Raw genomic sequence first — 14,674 nt, 5'->3', positions numbered from 1 at the left:
GGCCACAGTGGTGACGGTGGCGAGTGCTTCACCAGGTCAGCGACTCGTACGCCGAGTCAGCGTACGAGCACGAGGAGTGGACGGTTCCGGTGACGGTCTGTAACCCTGGGTGAGTTGGGAGTGTGCAGCGGGGAGAACGCGCGGGAGGTGGCCGGTATGACGGACGGTGCGGGTGCGGTGGGGGCGGCTGTGGTCGGCGGGTCCGGGTCATCGGGGGCGGGGGTGGCGGGTGCGTCGCCGGGCGGGGGTGAGCCGGAGGTCTCCGACAGCCTGAAGACGTTCGGCGCGGTGGTCAAGGGCTTCCGTAAACGGGCCGGGCTGACGCAGGGGGAACTGGCCGAGCAGGTGCGGTACTCGGTGCAGACGGTGGCATCCGTCGAGCAGGGCAGGCGGTTCCCCACGCTGGAGTACGTCCGGCGGGCGGAGGAGGCGCTGGACGCGGCCGGCATTCTGAGCGGGGCCGTGCAGCATCTGTCACGGCAGCCGGGGCTGGCGAGCTGGTTCCGGCAGTGGGCGAAGCTGGAGGCGGCGGCCATCAGCCTGAGTACCTACGAGTGCCGTCTGATTCCAGGCCTGTTGCAGACGGAGGCGTACGCGCGCACGCTGTTCGTGAACCAGCTTCCCCCGCTGGGCGACGAGCAGATCGAGGTCCAGTGGGTGGCGCGGGCGGAACGACAGCGGTTGCTGTGGGAGCGGCCGAACACAGCGTTCAGTTTCATCCTGGAGGAGCACCTTTTTCTGCGGCGCACAGGCGGGGCGGAGGTGACACGGCAGCTGATCGAGCACGTGCTGGATCTTGCGGAACTGCGGAACGTCGAGGTGCAGGTGATGCCGTTGGTGCGGACAGCTCATGCCGGCTTGGCTGGCCCGATGCAGTTGCTGGAGACGTCCGAAGCCCGGTGGTTCGCCTACAACGAGGGGCAGCGCGGCGGCCTGTTCGTCTCTGACCCGAGGGAAGTAAGCGTCCTCCAGATGAGGTATGCCAGGATGCGTTCACAGGCTCTCTCCCTCGAAGACTCCCTGGGCCTGTTGCAGCAGATGCGAGGAGCCCAATGAGTACGACTGAACTGATCTGGTTCAAGAGCACTTACAGCAGCAGTGGAGACGGCGACTGCGTCGAAGTAGCCGTCTCCCGGCAGGAGTCGACCGGCGTTTCGGCGGTCCGCGTCCGGGACTCGAAGCAGACGCGCGGCCCGCAGCTCGCCCTCTCCCCCGGCGCGTGGGGCAGCTTCGTCTCGTACGCCGCGCAGGACTGACCCGTACGGACACCGCAGCGTCCCGCACCGGTTGAACACCTTCGGTGCGGGGCGCTTGCGTGCTGCTTCAGCCGGTTCGCGAAGCAGGCGTGCACCGGGTGCATCTCCACACCAGCTGATAAACCGCGTGTTCGGCCGGAAGGGCTACTGGCATTCCCGCAAGAGTGCCCGCTGCTCATCTTCGTGGCGCTTCAGCGCACATCCCTCGGCCCGCGGATAATTCGTACGCGGCACTGCGCCGGTGCCGAGGCCGGTCAGATCGAAGGCTGACCAGGCGTGGTTGCCTCGGCAGGGAATCCTCGGCTGCTTGCTCGCTGGTGCGGCGACGCCGAAGTGTGGCCCCTGAAGAACGAGTTCAGCCGACACTGTGGGCTGTGAGGTGTCCCATCCGATGAAGCAATTCTCCTTGGCCATCTTTTCCGTGATGGCCCGCGCTGATTCGTGGATCGCGCTGTCCCACACGGTCCCCCACGGACGACAGCGCCGTAACGGAAATGCACCTGCGCCGTCCGGTGGAGCGTGCACTGCTCAGCCAGTACAGTTCGAGCGGCATCCGCTTGACGGAAGCCCGACGTGGGGGGGGTAGGCGTGCGCATTCGTATCGAAGTTGCAGGCAGTGTGCAGAATCAGGACGCACCGCGGTTAACGGAAGCCTTCGCGCGGTGGCTTGTCCAGGATCGCACGGTGGGTCCGCACGTAGAGATCAGCCGGATCCGCTCAGAAGCAGATGACGGCGCGATGTCCGCCGAGCTGGTCGAGTGGCTCAGTCTGGTACTGAACAGTGGGTTCTCCGTGGCATCGCTGGTGTACTCACACAGGGCGTTCCGCGCTTCGCTGCCGCCCCGTGTGCAGTCGACGGTGCGGTTGGTCGTCGAACACGGCGACTCCCGAATGGTGATCGAGGCGGGTTCCGCCGAAGAGGCAGCCCGGATCACACGCTTGGTCACCGGCACCGGCCTCCCCGGCCACCAGCCGCCAGGGCCGGCGGAAGGCACTCCTGCGGGCAGCGGAGCCGACGGTGCTTCCTGACCCGCAGGCAAGCCGGGCAGTGCTCGTCGGGGTGGACGCCTACACCCGTATGACGCCACTACCCGCTACAGCCGTCGGAACCCAGCGGCTCTCCAGACTGCTGTGCGATCTTTGGGGCCTTCCCGACAGCCATGTCACGGTGCTCGGTGCCGAAGCGCTTGGAGAAGAGGTGTTGAGCGCGGTCCGCGACGCCGCGCAAGCGACGAGCGACACCCTGGTCGTGTACTTCGCCGGACACGGCCTGCGCGACCTCGATGGTGAGAACCTTTACCTGTGTCTGGCCGGCGCCGACCCCGAATACCCGCAGGTCGGAACGGTGATGTACCGAGATCTACGCCGTGTCGTACGGACGGCCGGTGCAGCGGCACGTTACCGCTTGACTGTCCTGGACTGCTGCTACAGCGGTTTGGCAGGCGCGATGAGTGCCCATGGCCCGGCCACGCGCACCGAACTGGCCCTGGCCTTGGACGAAGATCCGACTCAGGAAAGCGATCCCACGGAGGACCACGGGGACGTGGTCCTCACATCCGCCCCGCACGACCGACAATCCTACGCACCGCCAGGAGCCCCCTATCCGGAGGCAACCGGAGAACTGATCAAGATCCTTGAACGCGGAATCCCCGGCATAGGGCCGGAGTTAAGCGTCACTCTTGCGTGGCAGCGAGTGCGTAAGCGGCTGTTGGAAAGGAGAAGTCCGGAGCCCCAGCAGTTCACCCAGAACAAGGTGGCCGACTCTCTCTGCTTCCCGAACCGTGCCGCCACTGCGGTGATGTCTGCTGAAGTGAGCGAGGGAGCCAAGCACTACAGCGCCGAATTACTGAGGAGATCCGCAGAAACCGATCAAGCACAGAAAAATAGTGAAGGTGTGCCGCCTGCCGTCCCGGCCGACGTGCCCGAGCCGGACTGGCGGCCTGCCCCGGTCAGACGATGGCGGCCCGAAAAGGAACTCCCCTATCCCGGCGATGCATACTTCAAGCAACAGCGGACGCACCGCTACCTGCTGGATGAAGCTTGGACAGACCTAAGAAAGGAGTTCAAGACGGTCCGCCGCCGCCTGCAAGTACCCTTCCACGTCCGCTCTCCCTTAAGCATCGCGGCCTGGCTGCACCAATACACCGGTGACCCTCGATGGGAGGTCATCGCCGAATCCGTCAAAGCCCTGCAAAATCACAAGGAGGGATACGATCCTCCTTTTGTCCCGGACCCCTACGCAGCCCAAGTCCCCAGGTCGCCTCACTACCAGTTGACCAGAGACATCGTAAACGCCTACCGCGAGAGGGTGAACCAGCTGCGCGCCGACATCAACAAACTGACCGACCTGCACGCGGATTTGCAGGAATAACTATCATCAACTTCCCCCTGGGCTACCGGACCTGCGCGGTGCGTACGGCTCGTTCGAGAAGGGCCTCCGCCTCGGAGACGGCTCGGGTGAGGGCCTGGGCGAGGGACCTCGAGTCGGCCTGCGGGTGGGTGTCCGGGCCGGTGGGGAGGTGACGCAGCAGGTCGTCCACGTCCCGCAGGCCGGCCCGGTGGATCAGGCCCTTCTCATTCGTGACCCACTCCCCCCGCGCCGCCGTCACCGCGTGCGCGGTCTGGGTCGCGGCGACGGCGATGGCCCCGGCGACCTGGGTGACGGCGCCCTTGGGGGCATGACCGGCCTTGGCGTAGGCGAGGGTGGCGGTGGCCGTGCCGTACCAGCGGGGCGGGGCGGTCTCGCGCAGGGCCGGCGGGTAGGCGGTGGGGCGGGGCGGTTCGCCGCGCAGCACCTTGCTGATCGCGAGTTCCGCGACAAGCAGGTACGTCGGGATGCCCGCGAGGTGGAACAGCAGTGGCTCGACGCGGAAGCGGCCCTGTTCCGCCTCGGCCAGTTCGTGTTCGACGACGTCGAGGTCGCGGTAGTGGACGTCGACCCGGCGGCCGTCAATGGTCAGCCAGGCGCCGCCGTTGAACACGCCGCCGCCCCAGTCTCCGATCCCGGAGACCTCGCCCTCCCAGCCGACCGCGCGCAGGTCGTCGGGGTCGAAGGCGCCCTCGCCCCGGTAGTGGACCGCCAGGTCCCAGTCGCTGTCGGGCCGTTCGGTGCCCTGCGCACGTGAGCCGCCGAGGGTGACGGCGCGGACACCGGGGAGGGCGGCGAGCCGGTCGGCGGTCATGTCGAGGAAGGCCTGGTCCGGGAGGGAGGGCACGGCTGCGGCTCCTGTCAGGGGGCGGAGGGGGTGTGCGGCGGTCGGGTGGGAAGGCTACGGAGGTCGGCCCGGCGGTGCGAGCGAAATAGGGGTGCGGTGGCGCGGCCGGGGCCGCATGCTCGGTGGGTCGTCCGTCACCGTCCCTGGAAGATCGGAGCCCGCGTGATCCGGCGCGTCACCGTCCCCTGCCTGTTCCCACCCCCCACGTACTCCCACGCTTCCGTCGTCGAGGCGGGCACCCGGCTGGCGTTCCTCGCCGGGTCGGTCCCGCTCGACGCCGACGGGAGGCTCGTCGGGGAGGGGGATCCGGTGCGGCAGGCCGAGCAGGTGCTGGCCAACCTCGAGGAGCAGTTGCGTGCGGTGGGAAGCGGCCTGTCACAGGTCGTGTCGACGGACGTGTACGTCGTGAGCGGTGAGCCCGCCGCGCTCTCCGCCGTGTGGGACGTCGTCGAAGCGTCCGGGCTGAGTACCGGACCGCACTCGTCGACCCTGCTCGGTGTGGCCTGCCTCGGTTACCCCGGGCAGCTCGTCGAGATCACCGCGACGGCCGTCGTACCGGACGCGGCAGCGGATTCATGAGCGGCGACGGCCGGACGGTGAACCTGCGCCGGGCTCTGCCCGCCGACGCCGCCCCCGCGGCCGACGTCTGGCTGCGGTCGTTCGCCGCAGCCCTGCCGGGCGTGGTCCGGCCCCGGTCGGACCACGAGGTGCACGGCTACTTCCGTCATGTCCTCGTGCCGCTGTGCGAGACATGGGTGGCGGAGACGGAGGGCGGGGGCGTCGTCGGTGTGATGGTGCTGGAGGACGAGGAGCTGGCGCAGCTGTACCTCGTCCCCGAGTGGCGCGGGCGCGGACTGGGCGACCGGTTCGTCGCCCTGGCCAAGGAGCACCGCCCCGCGGGCCTTTCCCTGTGGACCTTCCAGGTCAACGAGTCCGCGCACCGCTTCTACGAGCGGCACGGTTTCGAGGCCGTCGAGTGGACCGACGGGAGCCGGAACGAGGAGCGGGAGCCGGACCTGCGGTTCGTGTGGCGGCCGTAGAGCGGGCGTGGGGCGGCCGCCTGTGGGAGACACCCTGTGGGACACCCGCCGCGCGCGTACGCCTCAGGCCTCGGCGCGGGCGTACGCGTCAGGCCTCGCCGCGCGCGTACCTGTCCGTCGCCGCCACCAGGACGTCGTCCCCGACGGCTCCGGCGTCGTGGCCGGCCTCGTCGACGACCGTCAGCTCGGCGTCCGGCCAGGCGTGCTGGAGCCGCCAGACGATGCCGAGCAGGTTGCCGAGGTCGAGGCTGCCCTGGACCAGGGTGCCGGGGATGCCCTTCAGCAGCTGCGCGTCGCGGAGGACCACGCCCTCGTCGTTGCCCTCCGAGAGGAAGTGGTCGTTGCCCCAGTAGTGGGTGACGGTGCGGGCGAAGCCCCTGCGGAACACCGGGTCCCGGAAGCGCTCGACCGAGCCCGGCGGCGCGGGGATGATCGCCGTCTCCCAGTCGGTCCAGGCCCGTGCGGCCCGTTCCCGGACTTCCGGGTCGGGGGACTCGAGCAGCCTGTTGTAGGCGGCGGCGAGGTTGCCGTCACGTTCGTCGTCGGGAAGTTCGCCGACGAAGCGTTCGAAGGCCTCCGGGAAGATCTTCCCCAGCCCACGGGTCAGGAGGGCCACCTCGGGGTGGGAGCCCGTGGCCACCCCGGTCAGCACCAGCTCGGTCACCACGCCGGGGTGCGTCTGCGCGTACCGCAGTCCCAGTGCCGATCCCCAGGAGATGCCCCACACCAGCCACCGCTCGATGCCCAGGTGGGTGCGCAGCCGCTCCAGGTCGGCCATGAGGTGGGCGGTCGTGTTCACGCTCATGTCGGTGGCGTGGTCGGCCGCGCTCGGTGTCGACCGTCCGGCGCCGCGCTGGTCGAGGAGCACGATGCGGTACGCGGCGGGGTCGAAGAAGCGGCGGAGGCCGGGGCTCGCGCGGCTTCCCGGGCCGCCGTGCAGCACCAGCGCGGGCTTGCCGTGCGGGTTCCCGCAGGTCTCCCAGTACACGTGGTTGCCGTCGCCGACGTCGAGCATGCCGTGGTCGTACGGTTCGATGTGCGGATAGAGACCCATCGGGGCACCGTAGCGCTCAGGACGCGAGGGCTCCTCTCATTTCCGCGTGGGCGCTCCCGCCGCTTCGGCCGCCGCGCGCAGCACCTCCCGCAGCATGGCGGGGGTGAGCTTGCCGGTGAAGGTGTTGCGCTGGCTGACGTGGAAGCAGCCGAAGAGGTGCAGGTCGTCGCCGTCCGGGGCGGGGAGCGTGACATGGGTGCCGTGGGTGAAGGCCGGGCGGGGGCGGGGTACGGTCCAGCCCGCCTCGGCGAACGCGGGCAGGGCGGCCTGCCATCCGAAGGCGCCGAGGACGAGCGCGGCCCGTACCGTCGGCCGCAGGAGCCGCAGCTCCTGGACCAGCCAGGGCCGGCAGGTGTCCCGTTCCGCGGGGGTCGGTTTGTTGGCGGGCGGGGCGCAGTGCACAGGTGAGGTGACGCGCACGCCGTACAGTTCCAGACCGTCCCCGGAATGTGCGGAGGTGGGCTGCGAGGCGAGCCCGACGTCGTACAGCGCCTCGTACAGCACGTCTCCGGAACGGTCTCCGGTGAACATCCGCCCGGTGCGGTTGCCGCCGTGCGCGGCGGGCGCCAGTCCGACGATCAGCAGCCGGGCGTCCGGCGGCCCGAATCCCGGCACCGGCCGTCCCCAGTACGTCCAGTCGGCGAACGCGGCGCGTTTGGTGCGGGCGACCTCTTCCCGCCAGTCCACCAGCCGGGGGCAGGCACGGCAGTCGGCGATGCGCCGGTCGAGAGCGGAGAGGCTCGGTGAGTCGCGTGCACCGGAGGGGGCAGGGGAGTCGGGGAGACCTCTGGGATCCATGACTCCACGGTAGGACGCGCCGCCCGGCCGTCCCCTGACCGATGGCTCCCACAAGCCCGCGGGTGCCAGCCGACCGGCACCGACGGCTCCCCCGGCCGCTCGGCCGCTCCCCGGCGGCGGCCGAAATCCCTTCTCACCGGGCCGCCCCGGAGGGCTAAAGTCGGGACCATGGCTTCTGAGGGTGCGGAGTACGGCAGGACGCGTGACGGCGGAGACCCCGCGAAGGGGGCGGCCCCCGCACGGGAACCCGCTCCCGCGCCGGCCGCCGAGGCCTCCCCCGACTCGGGCGGGACAGCCGCCCCGGACCCGAAGACCGCCGCCGCCGTGGCGGCTGCCGAGGCCGCCGGACCGAAGAGCGGCGAGACCGTCCGGACCGACAGCTGGATCTGGGCCGTACGCCTGGTCAAGACCCGTTCCCTCGGCGGCGCCGCCTGCCGGGGCGGTCATGTGCGCGTGAACGGTGAGCGGGTGAAGCCCGCGCACTCGCTGCGTGTCGGCGACGAAGTGCGCCTGCGGCACGAGGGCCGGGAACGGGTCGTCGTCGTCAAGCGCCTGATCCGCAAGCGGGTGGGTGCCCCGGTCGCGGTCCAGTGCTACGTCGACAACTCCCCGCCGCCCCCGCCCCGCGACGCCGTCGCCCCGGCCGGCATCCGGGACCGCGGCGCGGGCCGCCCGACCAAGCGCGACCGCCGCGAACTGGAACGCCTCCGCGGCCTGGGCGGCCCAGGGGGCCTGAGCGGTCCCGGCCTCCCCGGAGCCCTCGAAGGATCCGACGCACCGGCCGAGGCCGGTGGCCGTGGCCGGCGACCGGCCTCGAAGAAACGGCAGCGGCCCTGAACGACCGGCGCCGCACGGTACCGGGGACGCGGTGTCCGAGCCCGGGCCGAACCCGGCGGTGCCCCGGGCGCCACTCCGGCACACCGCCCCGGCGGGGCCCTCCCGCCATGCCGGGGCCGAGCCGTACGTCATCCCCGCCCGGGCGAAACCTCCGGGTTTCCGCTCAGTCCCCGGTCGCCGCCGCCACCGCCCTCACCCACATCCCGTCCTCCGTCAGGTACCGGTCCACGCGCAGGCCCTCCTCCCCCAGTGCCTCCTCGAACTGCTCCTTCGTCAGCGGCCGCGAGCGGAACGTCTGTGTCCATACCGCGTCCGGGAACACGTACTCCGCGCGCACCGCGTCGACCCCGTCGCCGACCGGCTCGGCCGACACGATCCGCACGGTGAAACCCGCAGGGTCCACCCGCTCGCGCGGCACGTTCGTGTGGTAGTCCTCGCCCTCCCGCTGGATCAGTACGCACCCTCCCTTCGCCAGATGCCGCACGCAGGTGCGCAGCAGTCCCCGCCGCACCTCCGCGTCGCCCGCGTGCACCAGGAACGACGCGAGCAGCACCACGTCGAACGTCTCGTCCAGCCGCAGCTCCTCTATCGGGCCGCATATGGTCCGCGCCCCGCGGACGCGCTCCAGCATCTCGGCGGACTCGTCCACGGCCGTGACCCCGAACCCGCGCTCCAGCAGCGCGTGGGTCATCCTCCCCACCCCGCTGCCCAGCTCCAGGATGCTCGAGCCGGCCGGCACGGCGGCGGCGATGACGTCCGGTTCGTCCCCGACGGGCAGCCGCGAGTACAGCTCCACCGCGCAGCCGTCCGGGGTGATCGCCCCGGGCCCCGTCCCCTCGTATCCCTCACGCATGTCCAGCTTCATGCCCGTCCAACGGCCCGGATCCGCAAGCCCGTTCCCCTACCTCCCTGGTTTCACCCGTCCGAGTGACGGCAACCCCTCCGGGAGAGGTCGGCGGCCGTTGCCCGCGGTCCGGCGTACGGTGGACACAGGCAGGATGGTGACGGAATGCGTACAGGCAGTGAGCCGAGGACCGCGCGCAGTGCGCTGCGCATGCGGTTCTGGCTGAGCGTGTGGGGCGAGGTCTGGACGATCTTCGGGACGGTGGCGTTCGCGGTCTCCGGGCACCCGGGCTGGGCGCTCCTCTGCGGACTGCTGTGGCTGGTCGTCACCGTCGACCTGATCGTGGTCGTCCGGCGCCTGCGCCAGCGCGCGCACTACCAGCCGGGCCGCGACGTGCCCCCGTACGAACCGCCCCGGGACACGAGATGACCGTCGAAGGACGGCCTGTCGCCCTGAGGCGTCGGACGCCGTGACCGGGGCCGGGCCGGGTCCTCCCGGATGCCCGGCCGCCCTCCCACCGCCGCCTCGGCCGTGAGCGGATCAGTCGTCGTCGAACCGCGCGGCCTTCAGGTACTCCGGGTTCGGGTCCAGGGCGGCGGCCAGCCGGAAGTGGCGTCTGGCCGGATCGGGCCGGCTCTGCCGCTGGTAGGTGCGGGCGAGCGCGAAGTGCGCGAAGGCGTTGTCCGGCTCGCGCTCCAGGACGATGGAGAACTCGAGCTCCGCAGGCCGCAGCTGGGCCGCCGCGAAGAAAGCACGCGCGCGCAGCAGCCGCGCGGCGGTGTTCTCCGGGTACGCGTCGATGACCCCGTCGAGCAGCTTCACCGCACCCCGCGGGTCCCGCGAGGCAAGCAGTTGCTCAGCGGCACGGAAGTCGATGACATGCGTCTCCGGCGTACGTCCGGTCGAACCACTGCTCTTGGGCACAGCTGCATCCTTCCCTTGCCGGACCGGTTCAACGCCCCGGCCGAGGACCCCTATTCCCGCGCGGGCCGCCGGTCCGCCCCCGCCCGGCGCACGAGTTCGGCCCATACGTCCTTCACCCGCCGCGCCAGCTCGTCCAGGGGCACGTCGTTGTCGATGACGATGTCCGCGATCTCCCGGCGCTGCTCGCGCGTCGCCTGGGCGGCCATCCGCGCGCGGGCGTCCTCCTCGCTCATGCCGCGCCGGCCGACGAGCCGCTCGAGCTGGGTCCCGGTGCTCGCGTCGACCACGATCACGAGGTCGTAGAGGGACGCGAGGCCGTTCTCCGTGAGGAGGGGTACGTCGTGGACGACGACGGCGTCCTCGGCGGCGGCTTCCTCCAGCTCCCGGGAGCGGGCGCCCACCAGGGGGTGCACGATCGAGTTGAGGAGGGCGAGCTTCTCCGCGTCGGCGAAGACGATCGCACCGAGCCTCGGCCGGTCCAGGCTGCCGTCCTCGGTGAGGATCTCCTCCCCGAAGGCCGCCACGACCGCCGCGAGACCGGGTGTCCCCGGTGCGACGACCTCGCGCGCGATGCGGTCCGCGTCGATCAGTACGGCGCCGCACTCGACGAGCAGCCGAGACACCTCGCTCTTGCCGGCGCCGATCCCACCGGTCAGTCCCACCGTCAGCATGTCCGAAAGCTTAGGGCCTGTCGTCGGCGGCGCCCCGGGCGGGACCGGCACGTGGCACCGGGCCTTCCGGGGCTTCCGGCGCCCGGCCGCCTCAGATGTCGCCTTCGCGCTCCGCCAGGAACCGCTCGAACTCGAGCCCGATCTCGTCCGCCGACGGGATCTCCACCGGCTCGGCGAGCATGTTGCCCCGGGTTTCGGCACCCGCGGCGGCGTCGTACTGGTGCTCGAGTCCCTGGATGAGGGCCGTGAGTTCCTCGTCGCCCTCCTGCACCTGGCGGTCGATCTCGGTCTGGGTGCGGTGGGCGTCGGTGCGCAGGGAGTGCGCGACACCGGGCAGGACCAGGCCGGTGGCGGCCGTGATGGTCTCCAGGACGGTCAGCGCCGCGTCCGGGTAGGCGGAGCGGGCGATGTAGTGCGGCACGTGGGCGGCGACTCCGAGCACGTCGTGTCCGGCCTGCATGAGCCGGTACTCGACGAGGGCCTCGACGCTGCCGGGCACCTGCGCCTCCTCGAAGGGGCTGCTGTGGGCCGGGACGAGGTCGATGCGGTTGCCGTGCGGGGTGATGCCCACGGGGCGGGTGTGCGGGACGCCCATGGGGATGCCGTGGAAGTTCACCGCCAGGCGGACGCCGAGCCGCTCCACGATCTGCCGCACCGCGGCGGCGAACCTCTCCCACTCCACATCCGGCTCGGGCCCGGACAGCAGCAGGAACGGCGCTCCGGTGGCGTCCTGGACCAGCCGCACCTCGAGCGCGGGCACCTCGTAGTCGGTCCAGCGGTCGCGGGTGAAGGTCAGCAGAGGGCGACGGGCCCGGTAGTCGACGAGCCGGTCGTGGTCGAACCGGGCGACGACCTGGTGGGGCAGCGAGTCGAGCAGCCGCTCGGCGATCTGGTCGCCGGTCTCGCCCGCGTCGATGTATCCGTCGAAGTGGTAGAGCATGACAAGGCCGGCCGATTCCTGGGCGAGCGCCATGTCGACGACAGCCAGCCCCTTCGGCTCCCATGCGTACAAACCCTGCGGATCAAGCACAGTGACCGCCCCTCCTCGTGTGTCCTAGTGGACAACGTGACGCGCGGCACCGGCATTCCCGGAGTCCCCCCTCGAACGCCCTTGTTCTCACGCGACTTCACGTGCGGCGCCGTCCTCCCGCGCCGGTTCGGGCACCGTCACCGGCCGGCCGGGCGGCCTCCCGGGCCGCCGGGTCACCGGACCGGGACGTGCCGAGGGCCCGCACCCCGGTGGGGTGCGGGCCCTCGGCCCAAGAGCTCGCGCTCAGTGGTTACCGCTCAGCGTGCTGCGGTTCAGCTCTGGCCGCCGGCCAGCTTCTCGCGCAGCGCGGCCAGCGCCTCGTCCGAAGCCAGGGCGCCGGAGTTGTCACCGCCCTCGGAGGAGTACGAGCCACCGCCGCCACCGCCGCCGGACGCGGCCGGAGCCGCACCCGCGGTGTCGACACCCTCGGCAGCGGCCTTCTCGTCCGCCTCGCGGGACTTAATGACCTGCGCCTGGTGCTGCTCGAAGCGGGACTGCGCCTCGGCGTACTGGGTCTCCCACACCTCGCGCTGGGTCTCGTAGCCCTCGAGCCAGTCGTTGGTCTCGGGGTCGAAGCCCTCGGGGTAGATGTAGTTGCCCTGGTCGTCGTAGGACGCGGCCATGCCGTACAGGGTCGGGTCGAACTCGACCACCGACGGGTCGGCACCGAAGGCCTCGTTGGCCTGCTTCAGCGAGAGGCTGATGCGGCGGCGCTCGAGGTCGATGTCGATGACCTTGACGAAGATCTCGTCGTTGACCTGGACGACCTGCTCCGGGATCTCCACGTGGCGCTCGGCCAGCTCGGAGATGTGGACCAGACCCTCGATGCCCTCGTCCACGCGGACGAACGCACCGAACGGAACCAGCTTCGTGACCTTGCCGGGCACGACCTGGCCGATCTGGTGGGTGCGGGCGAACTGCTGCCACGGGTCTTCCTGCGTCGCCTTCAGCGACAGGGAGACACGCTCGCGGTCCATGTCGACGTCGAGGACCTCGACGGTGACTTCCTGACCGACCTCGACGACCTCGGAGGGGTGGTCGATGTGCTTCCAGGACAGCTCGGACACGTGCACCAGGCCGTCGACGCCACCCAGGTCCACGAAGGCACCGAAGTTGACGATCGAGGAGACGACGCCGGAACGCACCTGGCCCTTCTGGAGGGTGGTGAGGAACGTCTGGCGGACCTCGGACTGGGTCTGCTCCAGCCAGGCACGGCGGGACAGGACCACGTTGTTGCGGTTCTTGTCCAGCTCGATGATCTTCGCCTCGAGCTCCTTGCCCACGTAGGGCTGGAGGTCGCGGACACGGCGCATCTCGACCAGGGAGGCCGGGAGGAAGCCACGGAGGCCGATGTCGAGGATGAGACCACCCTTGACGACCTCGATGACGGTACCCGTGACGATGCCGTCCTCTTCCTTGATCTTCTCGATGGTGCCCCAGGCGCGCTCGTACTGGGCGCGCTTCTTCGAGAGGATCAGGCGGCCTTCCTTGTCCTCCTTCTGGAGAACAAGGGCTTCGATCTCGTCACCGACGGCGACGACCTCGTTGGGGTCGACGTCGTGCTTGATCGAGAGTTCGCGGCTCGGGATGACACCTTCGGTCTTGTAACCGATGTCGAGCAGGACCTCGTCCCGGTCGACCTTCACGATGACGCCGTCGACGATGTCGCCGTCGTTGAAGTACTTGATCGTCTCGTCGATCGCGGCGAGGAAGGCTTCCTCGTTACCGATGTCGTTGACCGCAACCTGCGGGGTGGTGGCGGTGGTCTCGGTGCTGCTCGTCATGTGGGAAAGGGCTCCGGTACGGACAGTGAGTCGTAGGTACTGCTACGCCGGAGCCCGTTTCGCTCTGCAGAAGCCGGACAGCCTAGGAAGCGCCGTTCCAGACACCGGGTGCCCGGTGGCGCCTCGACAACCGAGGGGACATACAACAGACGCGAGCGCAGCCTGCTATGTCTGAGGTGCGCAGGCTCGCAGCGCAACTTGTAGCATACGGGTGCAGCCGGGCAGGGTCAATGCGCGAAGCCCTCACCCGGGGCGGATCGCCGCATAACCGGCACAATTCCCCCGTCCGGGGGTAGAGCCGCATGTCAGATGCCACCTCGAGGCCACGCGGGACCCGCCGCTGCAGGACACCGCGCCCCTGTGGCGACAGCCGGGGCGACTGGACGGAAGAGTACGACGATGGAGCCGATCATCCAAGAGCCCGAAGGTCCCGAACCCGAGGCGACCCGACGGGACGCCGGCATCACCGAGAGCGTCCGCGCCAACCGGGGCTGGTGGGACCGCAACGCGGACGAGTACCAGGTCGAGCACGGCACGTTCCTCGGCGACGACCGCTTCGTGTGGTGCCCCGAGGGGCTGGACGAGGTGGAGGCCGAGCTGCTCGGCCCGCCGGAGGAGCTGAAGGACCGCGCCGTCCTGGAGCTCGGCGCCGGCGCGGCCCAGTGCTCGCGCTGGCTGGCCGCGCAGGGCGCGCGCCCGGTGGCCCTGGACATCTCGCACCGGCAGCTGCAGCACGCGCTGCGCATCGGGGGCTCGTTGCCGCTGGTGTGCGCGGACGCGGGTGTGCTGCCGTTCGCGGACGGTTCCTTCGACCTGGCCTGCTCGGCGTACGGGGCGCTGCCCTTCGTCGCCGACCCGCGGCTCGTGCTGCGCGAGGTGCACCGGGTGCTGCGGCCCGGCGGCCGGTTCGTCTTCTCCGTCACGCATCCCATCCGCTGGGCGTTCCCGGACGAGCCCGGTCCGGAGGGGCTGAGCGTCTCCGGGTCGTACTTCGACCGCACGCCCTACGTGGAGGAGGACGAGCAGGGCCGCGCGGTGTACGTCGAGCACCACAGGACGCTGGGCGACCGGGTCCGCGACGTCGCCGCCTCGGGCTTCCGGCTGGTGGACCTGGTGGAGCCGCAGTGGCCGGAGTGGAACAGCTCCGAATGGGGCGGCTGGTCCCCGCTGCGCGGCCGTCTGATCCCGGGAACGGCGATCTTCGTGTGCGTCCGGGACTGA

The 14,674-nt window shown here is 70.5% G+C and carries 17 protein-coding genes; 9 read left to right on the top strand and 8 right to left on the bottom strand.

Features of this window, described 5'->3' with window-relative positions; genetic code table 11:
- The first annotated feature begins 156 nt into the window (after positions 1–156).
- From ACIF80_RS08160 to ACIF80_RS08145, 4 genes are all read left to right on the top strand, one after another.
- Positions 157–1,056: a Scr1 family TA system antitoxin-like transcriptional regulator gene (locus ACIF80_RS08160; protein WP_399800839.1), complete on the top strand. Its 900-nt coding sequence runs from the start codon at positions 157–159 to the stop codon at positions 1,054–1,056.
- A complete protein-coding gene (locus tag ACIF80_RS08155) occupies positions 1,053–1,256 on the top strand; it encodes a DUF397 domain-containing protein (protein ID WP_399800836.1) in 204 nt (67 codons plus the stop codon). The genes ACIF80_RS08160 and ACIF80_RS08155 overlap by 4 nt, the downstream gene beginning before the upstream one ends.
- Before the next feature lie 588 nt (positions 1,257–1,844).
- On the top strand, positions 1,845–2,285 hold the full coding sequence (locus ACIF80_RS08150) for a hypothetical protein (RefSeq protein WP_399800833.1): 441 nt from the start codon (positions 1,845–1,847) through the stop codon (positions 2,283–2,285).
- A complete protein-coding gene (locus ACIF80_RS08145; RefSeq protein ID WP_399800830.1) occupies positions 2,275–3,627 on the top strand; it encodes a caspase domain-containing protein in 1,353 nt (450 codons plus the stop codon). The genes ACIF80_RS08150 and ACIF80_RS08145 overlap by 11 nt, the downstream gene beginning before the upstream one ends.
- A gap of 22 nt (positions 3,628–3,649) precedes the next feature.
- Here the strand turns inward: ACIF80_RS08145 and ACIF80_RS08140 are convergent, their stop codons facing one another.
- Positions 3,650–4,471, bottom strand: coding sequence for a nucleotidyltransferase domain-containing protein (locus ACIF80_RS08140; protein ID WP_399800828.1), 822 nt, complete (start codon positions 4,469–4,471; stop codon positions 3,650–3,652).
- A 162-nt stretch (positions 4,472–4,633) separates the two neighbouring features.
- On the opposite strand from ACIF80_RS08140, the gene ACIF80_RS08135 reads away from it, so the two are divergent.
- Both ACIF80_RS08135 and ACIF80_RS08130 read left to right on the top strand, forming a co-directional pair.
- Positions 4,634–5,050: a RidA family protein gene (locus ACIF80_RS08135; RefSeq protein WP_399800826.1), complete on the top strand. Its 417-nt coding sequence runs from the start codon at positions 4,634–4,636 to the stop codon at positions 5,048–5,050.
- On the top strand, positions 5,047–5,511 hold the full coding sequence (locus ACIF80_RS08130; RefSeq protein WP_399800824.1) for a GNAT family N-acetyltransferase: 465 nt from the start codon (positions 5,047–5,049) through the stop codon (positions 5,509–5,511). The genes ACIF80_RS08135 and ACIF80_RS08130 overlap by 4 nt, the downstream gene beginning before the upstream one ends.
- A gap of 88 nt (positions 5,512–5,599) precedes the next feature.
- Here ACIF80_RS08130 and pip read toward each other — a convergent pair whose 3' ends face one another.
- Together pip and ACIF80_RS08120 are read right to left on the bottom strand one after the other, a co-directional pair.
- Positions 5,600–6,565, bottom strand: coding sequence for a prolyl aminopeptidase (gene pip, locus ACIF80_RS08125; RefSeq protein ID WP_399800822.1), 966 nt, complete (start codon positions 6,563–6,565; stop codon positions 5,600–5,602).
- Between the two features lie 36 nt (positions 6,566–6,601).
- The gene (locus ACIF80_RS08120; protein WP_399800820.1) at positions 6,602–7,363 is read right to left on the bottom strand and encodes a uracil-DNA glycosylase; all 762 of its coding nucleotides are present in this window, start codon (positions 7,361–7,363) and stop codon (positions 6,602–6,604) included.
- 168 nt (positions 7,364–7,531) lie between these two features.
- Here ACIF80_RS08120 and ACIF80_RS08115 point away from each other — a divergent pair, with 168 nt between their 5' ends.
- On the top strand, positions 7,532–8,200 hold the full coding sequence (locus ACIF80_RS08115) for an RNA-binding S4 domain-containing protein (RefSeq protein ID WP_399800817.1): 669 nt from the start codon (positions 7,532–7,534) through the stop codon (positions 8,198–8,200).
- A gap of 163 nt (positions 8,201–8,363) precedes the next feature.
- Here ACIF80_RS08115 and ACIF80_RS08110 read toward each other — a convergent pair whose 3' ends face one another.
- On the bottom strand, positions 8,364–9,053 hold the full coding sequence (locus ACIF80_RS08110) for a class I SAM-dependent methyltransferase (RefSeq protein ID WP_399800815.1): 690 nt from the start codon (positions 9,051–9,053) through the stop codon (positions 8,364–8,366).
- 156 nt (positions 9,054–9,209) lie between these two features.
- On the opposite strand from ACIF80_RS08110, the gene ACIF80_RS08105 reads away from it, so the two are divergent.
- Positions 9,210–9,473 carry a DUF6343 family protein gene (locus ACIF80_RS08105; RefSeq protein ID WP_399800813.1) on the top strand — a complete coding sequence of 88 codons (264 nt, stop codon included), beginning with the start codon at positions 9,210–9,212 and terminating at the stop codon, positions 9,471–9,473.
- Positions 9,474–9,584: 111 nt separating this feature from the next.
- On the opposite strand, the gene ACIF80_RS08100 is transcribed toward ACIF80_RS08105, so the two are convergent.
- The 4 genes from ACIF80_RS08100 to rpsA form a co-directional block, all read right to left on the bottom strand.
- A complete protein-coding gene (locus tag ACIF80_RS08100; RefSeq protein WP_399800811.1) occupies positions 9,585–9,968 on the bottom strand; it encodes a tetratricopeptide repeat protein in 384 nt (127 codons plus the stop codon).
- A gap of 50 nt (positions 9,969–10,018) precedes the next feature.
- Positions 10,019–10,639, bottom strand: coding sequence for a dephospho-CoA kinase (coaE, locus tag ACIF80_RS08095; protein WP_399800808.1), 621 nt, complete (start codon positions 10,637–10,639; stop codon positions 10,019–10,021).
- A 91-nt stretch (positions 10,640–10,730) separates the two neighbouring features.
- Positions 10,731–11,669: a PAC2 family protein gene (locus tag ACIF80_RS08090; protein WP_399800806.1), complete on the bottom strand. Its 939-nt coding sequence runs from the start codon at positions 11,667–11,669 to the stop codon at positions 10,731–10,733.
- A gap of 272 nt (positions 11,670–11,941) precedes the next feature.
- Positions 11,942–13,453 carry a 30S ribosomal protein S1 gene (gene rpsA / locus ACIF80_RS08085; protein WP_386398633.1) on the bottom strand — a complete coding sequence of 504 codons (1,512 nt, stop codon included), beginning with the start codon at positions 13,451–13,453 and terminating at the stop codon, positions 11,942–11,944.
- 309 nt (positions 13,454–13,762) lie between these two features.
- On the opposite strand from rpsA, the gene ACIF80_RS08080 reads away from it, so the two are divergent.
- Positions 13,763–14,674, top strand: a complete 912-nt coding sequence (locus ACIF80_RS08080; protein ID WP_399800803.1) for a class I SAM-dependent methyltransferase — start codon at positions 13,763–13,765, stop codon at positions 14,672–14,674.

The organism is Streptomyces sp. NPDC085927, from assembly GCF_044540975.1.
Classification (GTDB): Bacteria; Actinomycetota; Actinomycetes; order Streptomycetales; family Streptomycetaceae; genus Streptomyces; species Streptomyces hirsutus.
Note: the sequence above shows the minus strand (reverse complement) of the source record. Positions and strands in the feature narration are given on the sequence as shown.

Excerpts from the sequence above, each read along its gene's own strand:
- ACIF80_RS08160 (WP_399800839.1), top strand. The coding sequence starts at position 157 with ATGACGGACGGTGCGGGTGCGGTGGGGGCGGCTGTGGTCGGCGGGTCC.
- ACIF80_RS08155 (WP_399800836.1), top strand. The coding sequence starts at position 1,053 with ATGAGTACGACTGAACTGATCTGGTTCAAGAGCACTTACAGCAGCAGT.
- ACIF80_RS08130 (WP_399800824.1), top strand. The coding sequence starts at position 5,047 with ATGAGCGGCGACGGCCGGACGGTGAACCTGCGCCGGGCTCTGCCCGCC.
- pip (WP_399800822.1), bottom strand. The coding sequence starts at position 6,565 with ATGGGTCTCTATCCGCACATCGAACCGTACGACCACGGCATGCTCGAC.
- ACIF80_RS08120 (WP_399800820.1), bottom strand. The coding sequence starts at position 7,363 with ATGGATCCCAGAGGTCTCCCCGACTCCCCTGCCCCCTCCGGTGCACGC.
- ACIF80_RS08115 (WP_399800817.1), top strand. The coding sequence starts at position 7,532 with ATGGCTTCTGAGGGTGCGGAGTACGGCAGGACGCGTGACGGCGGAGAC.
- ACIF80_RS08110 (WP_399800815.1), bottom strand. The coding sequence starts at position 9,053 with ATGCGTGAGGGATACGAGGGGACGGGGCCCGGGGCGATCACCCCGGAC.
- ACIF80_RS08105 (WP_399800813.1), top strand. The coding sequence starts at position 9,210 with ATGCGTACAGGCAGTGAGCCGAGGACCGCGCGCAGTGCGCTGCGCATG.
- coaE (WP_399800808.1), bottom strand. The coding sequence starts at position 10,639 with ATGCTGACGGTGGGACTGACCGGTGGGATCGGCGCCGGCAAGAGCGAG.
- rpsA (WP_386398633.1), bottom strand. The coding sequence starts at position 13,453 with ATGACGAGCAGCACCGAGACCACCGCCACCACCCCGCAGGTTGCGGTC.
- ACIF80_RS08080 (WP_399800803.1), top strand. The coding sequence starts at position 13,763 with ATGCCACCTCGAGGCCACGCGGGACCCGCCGCTGCAGGACACCGCGCC.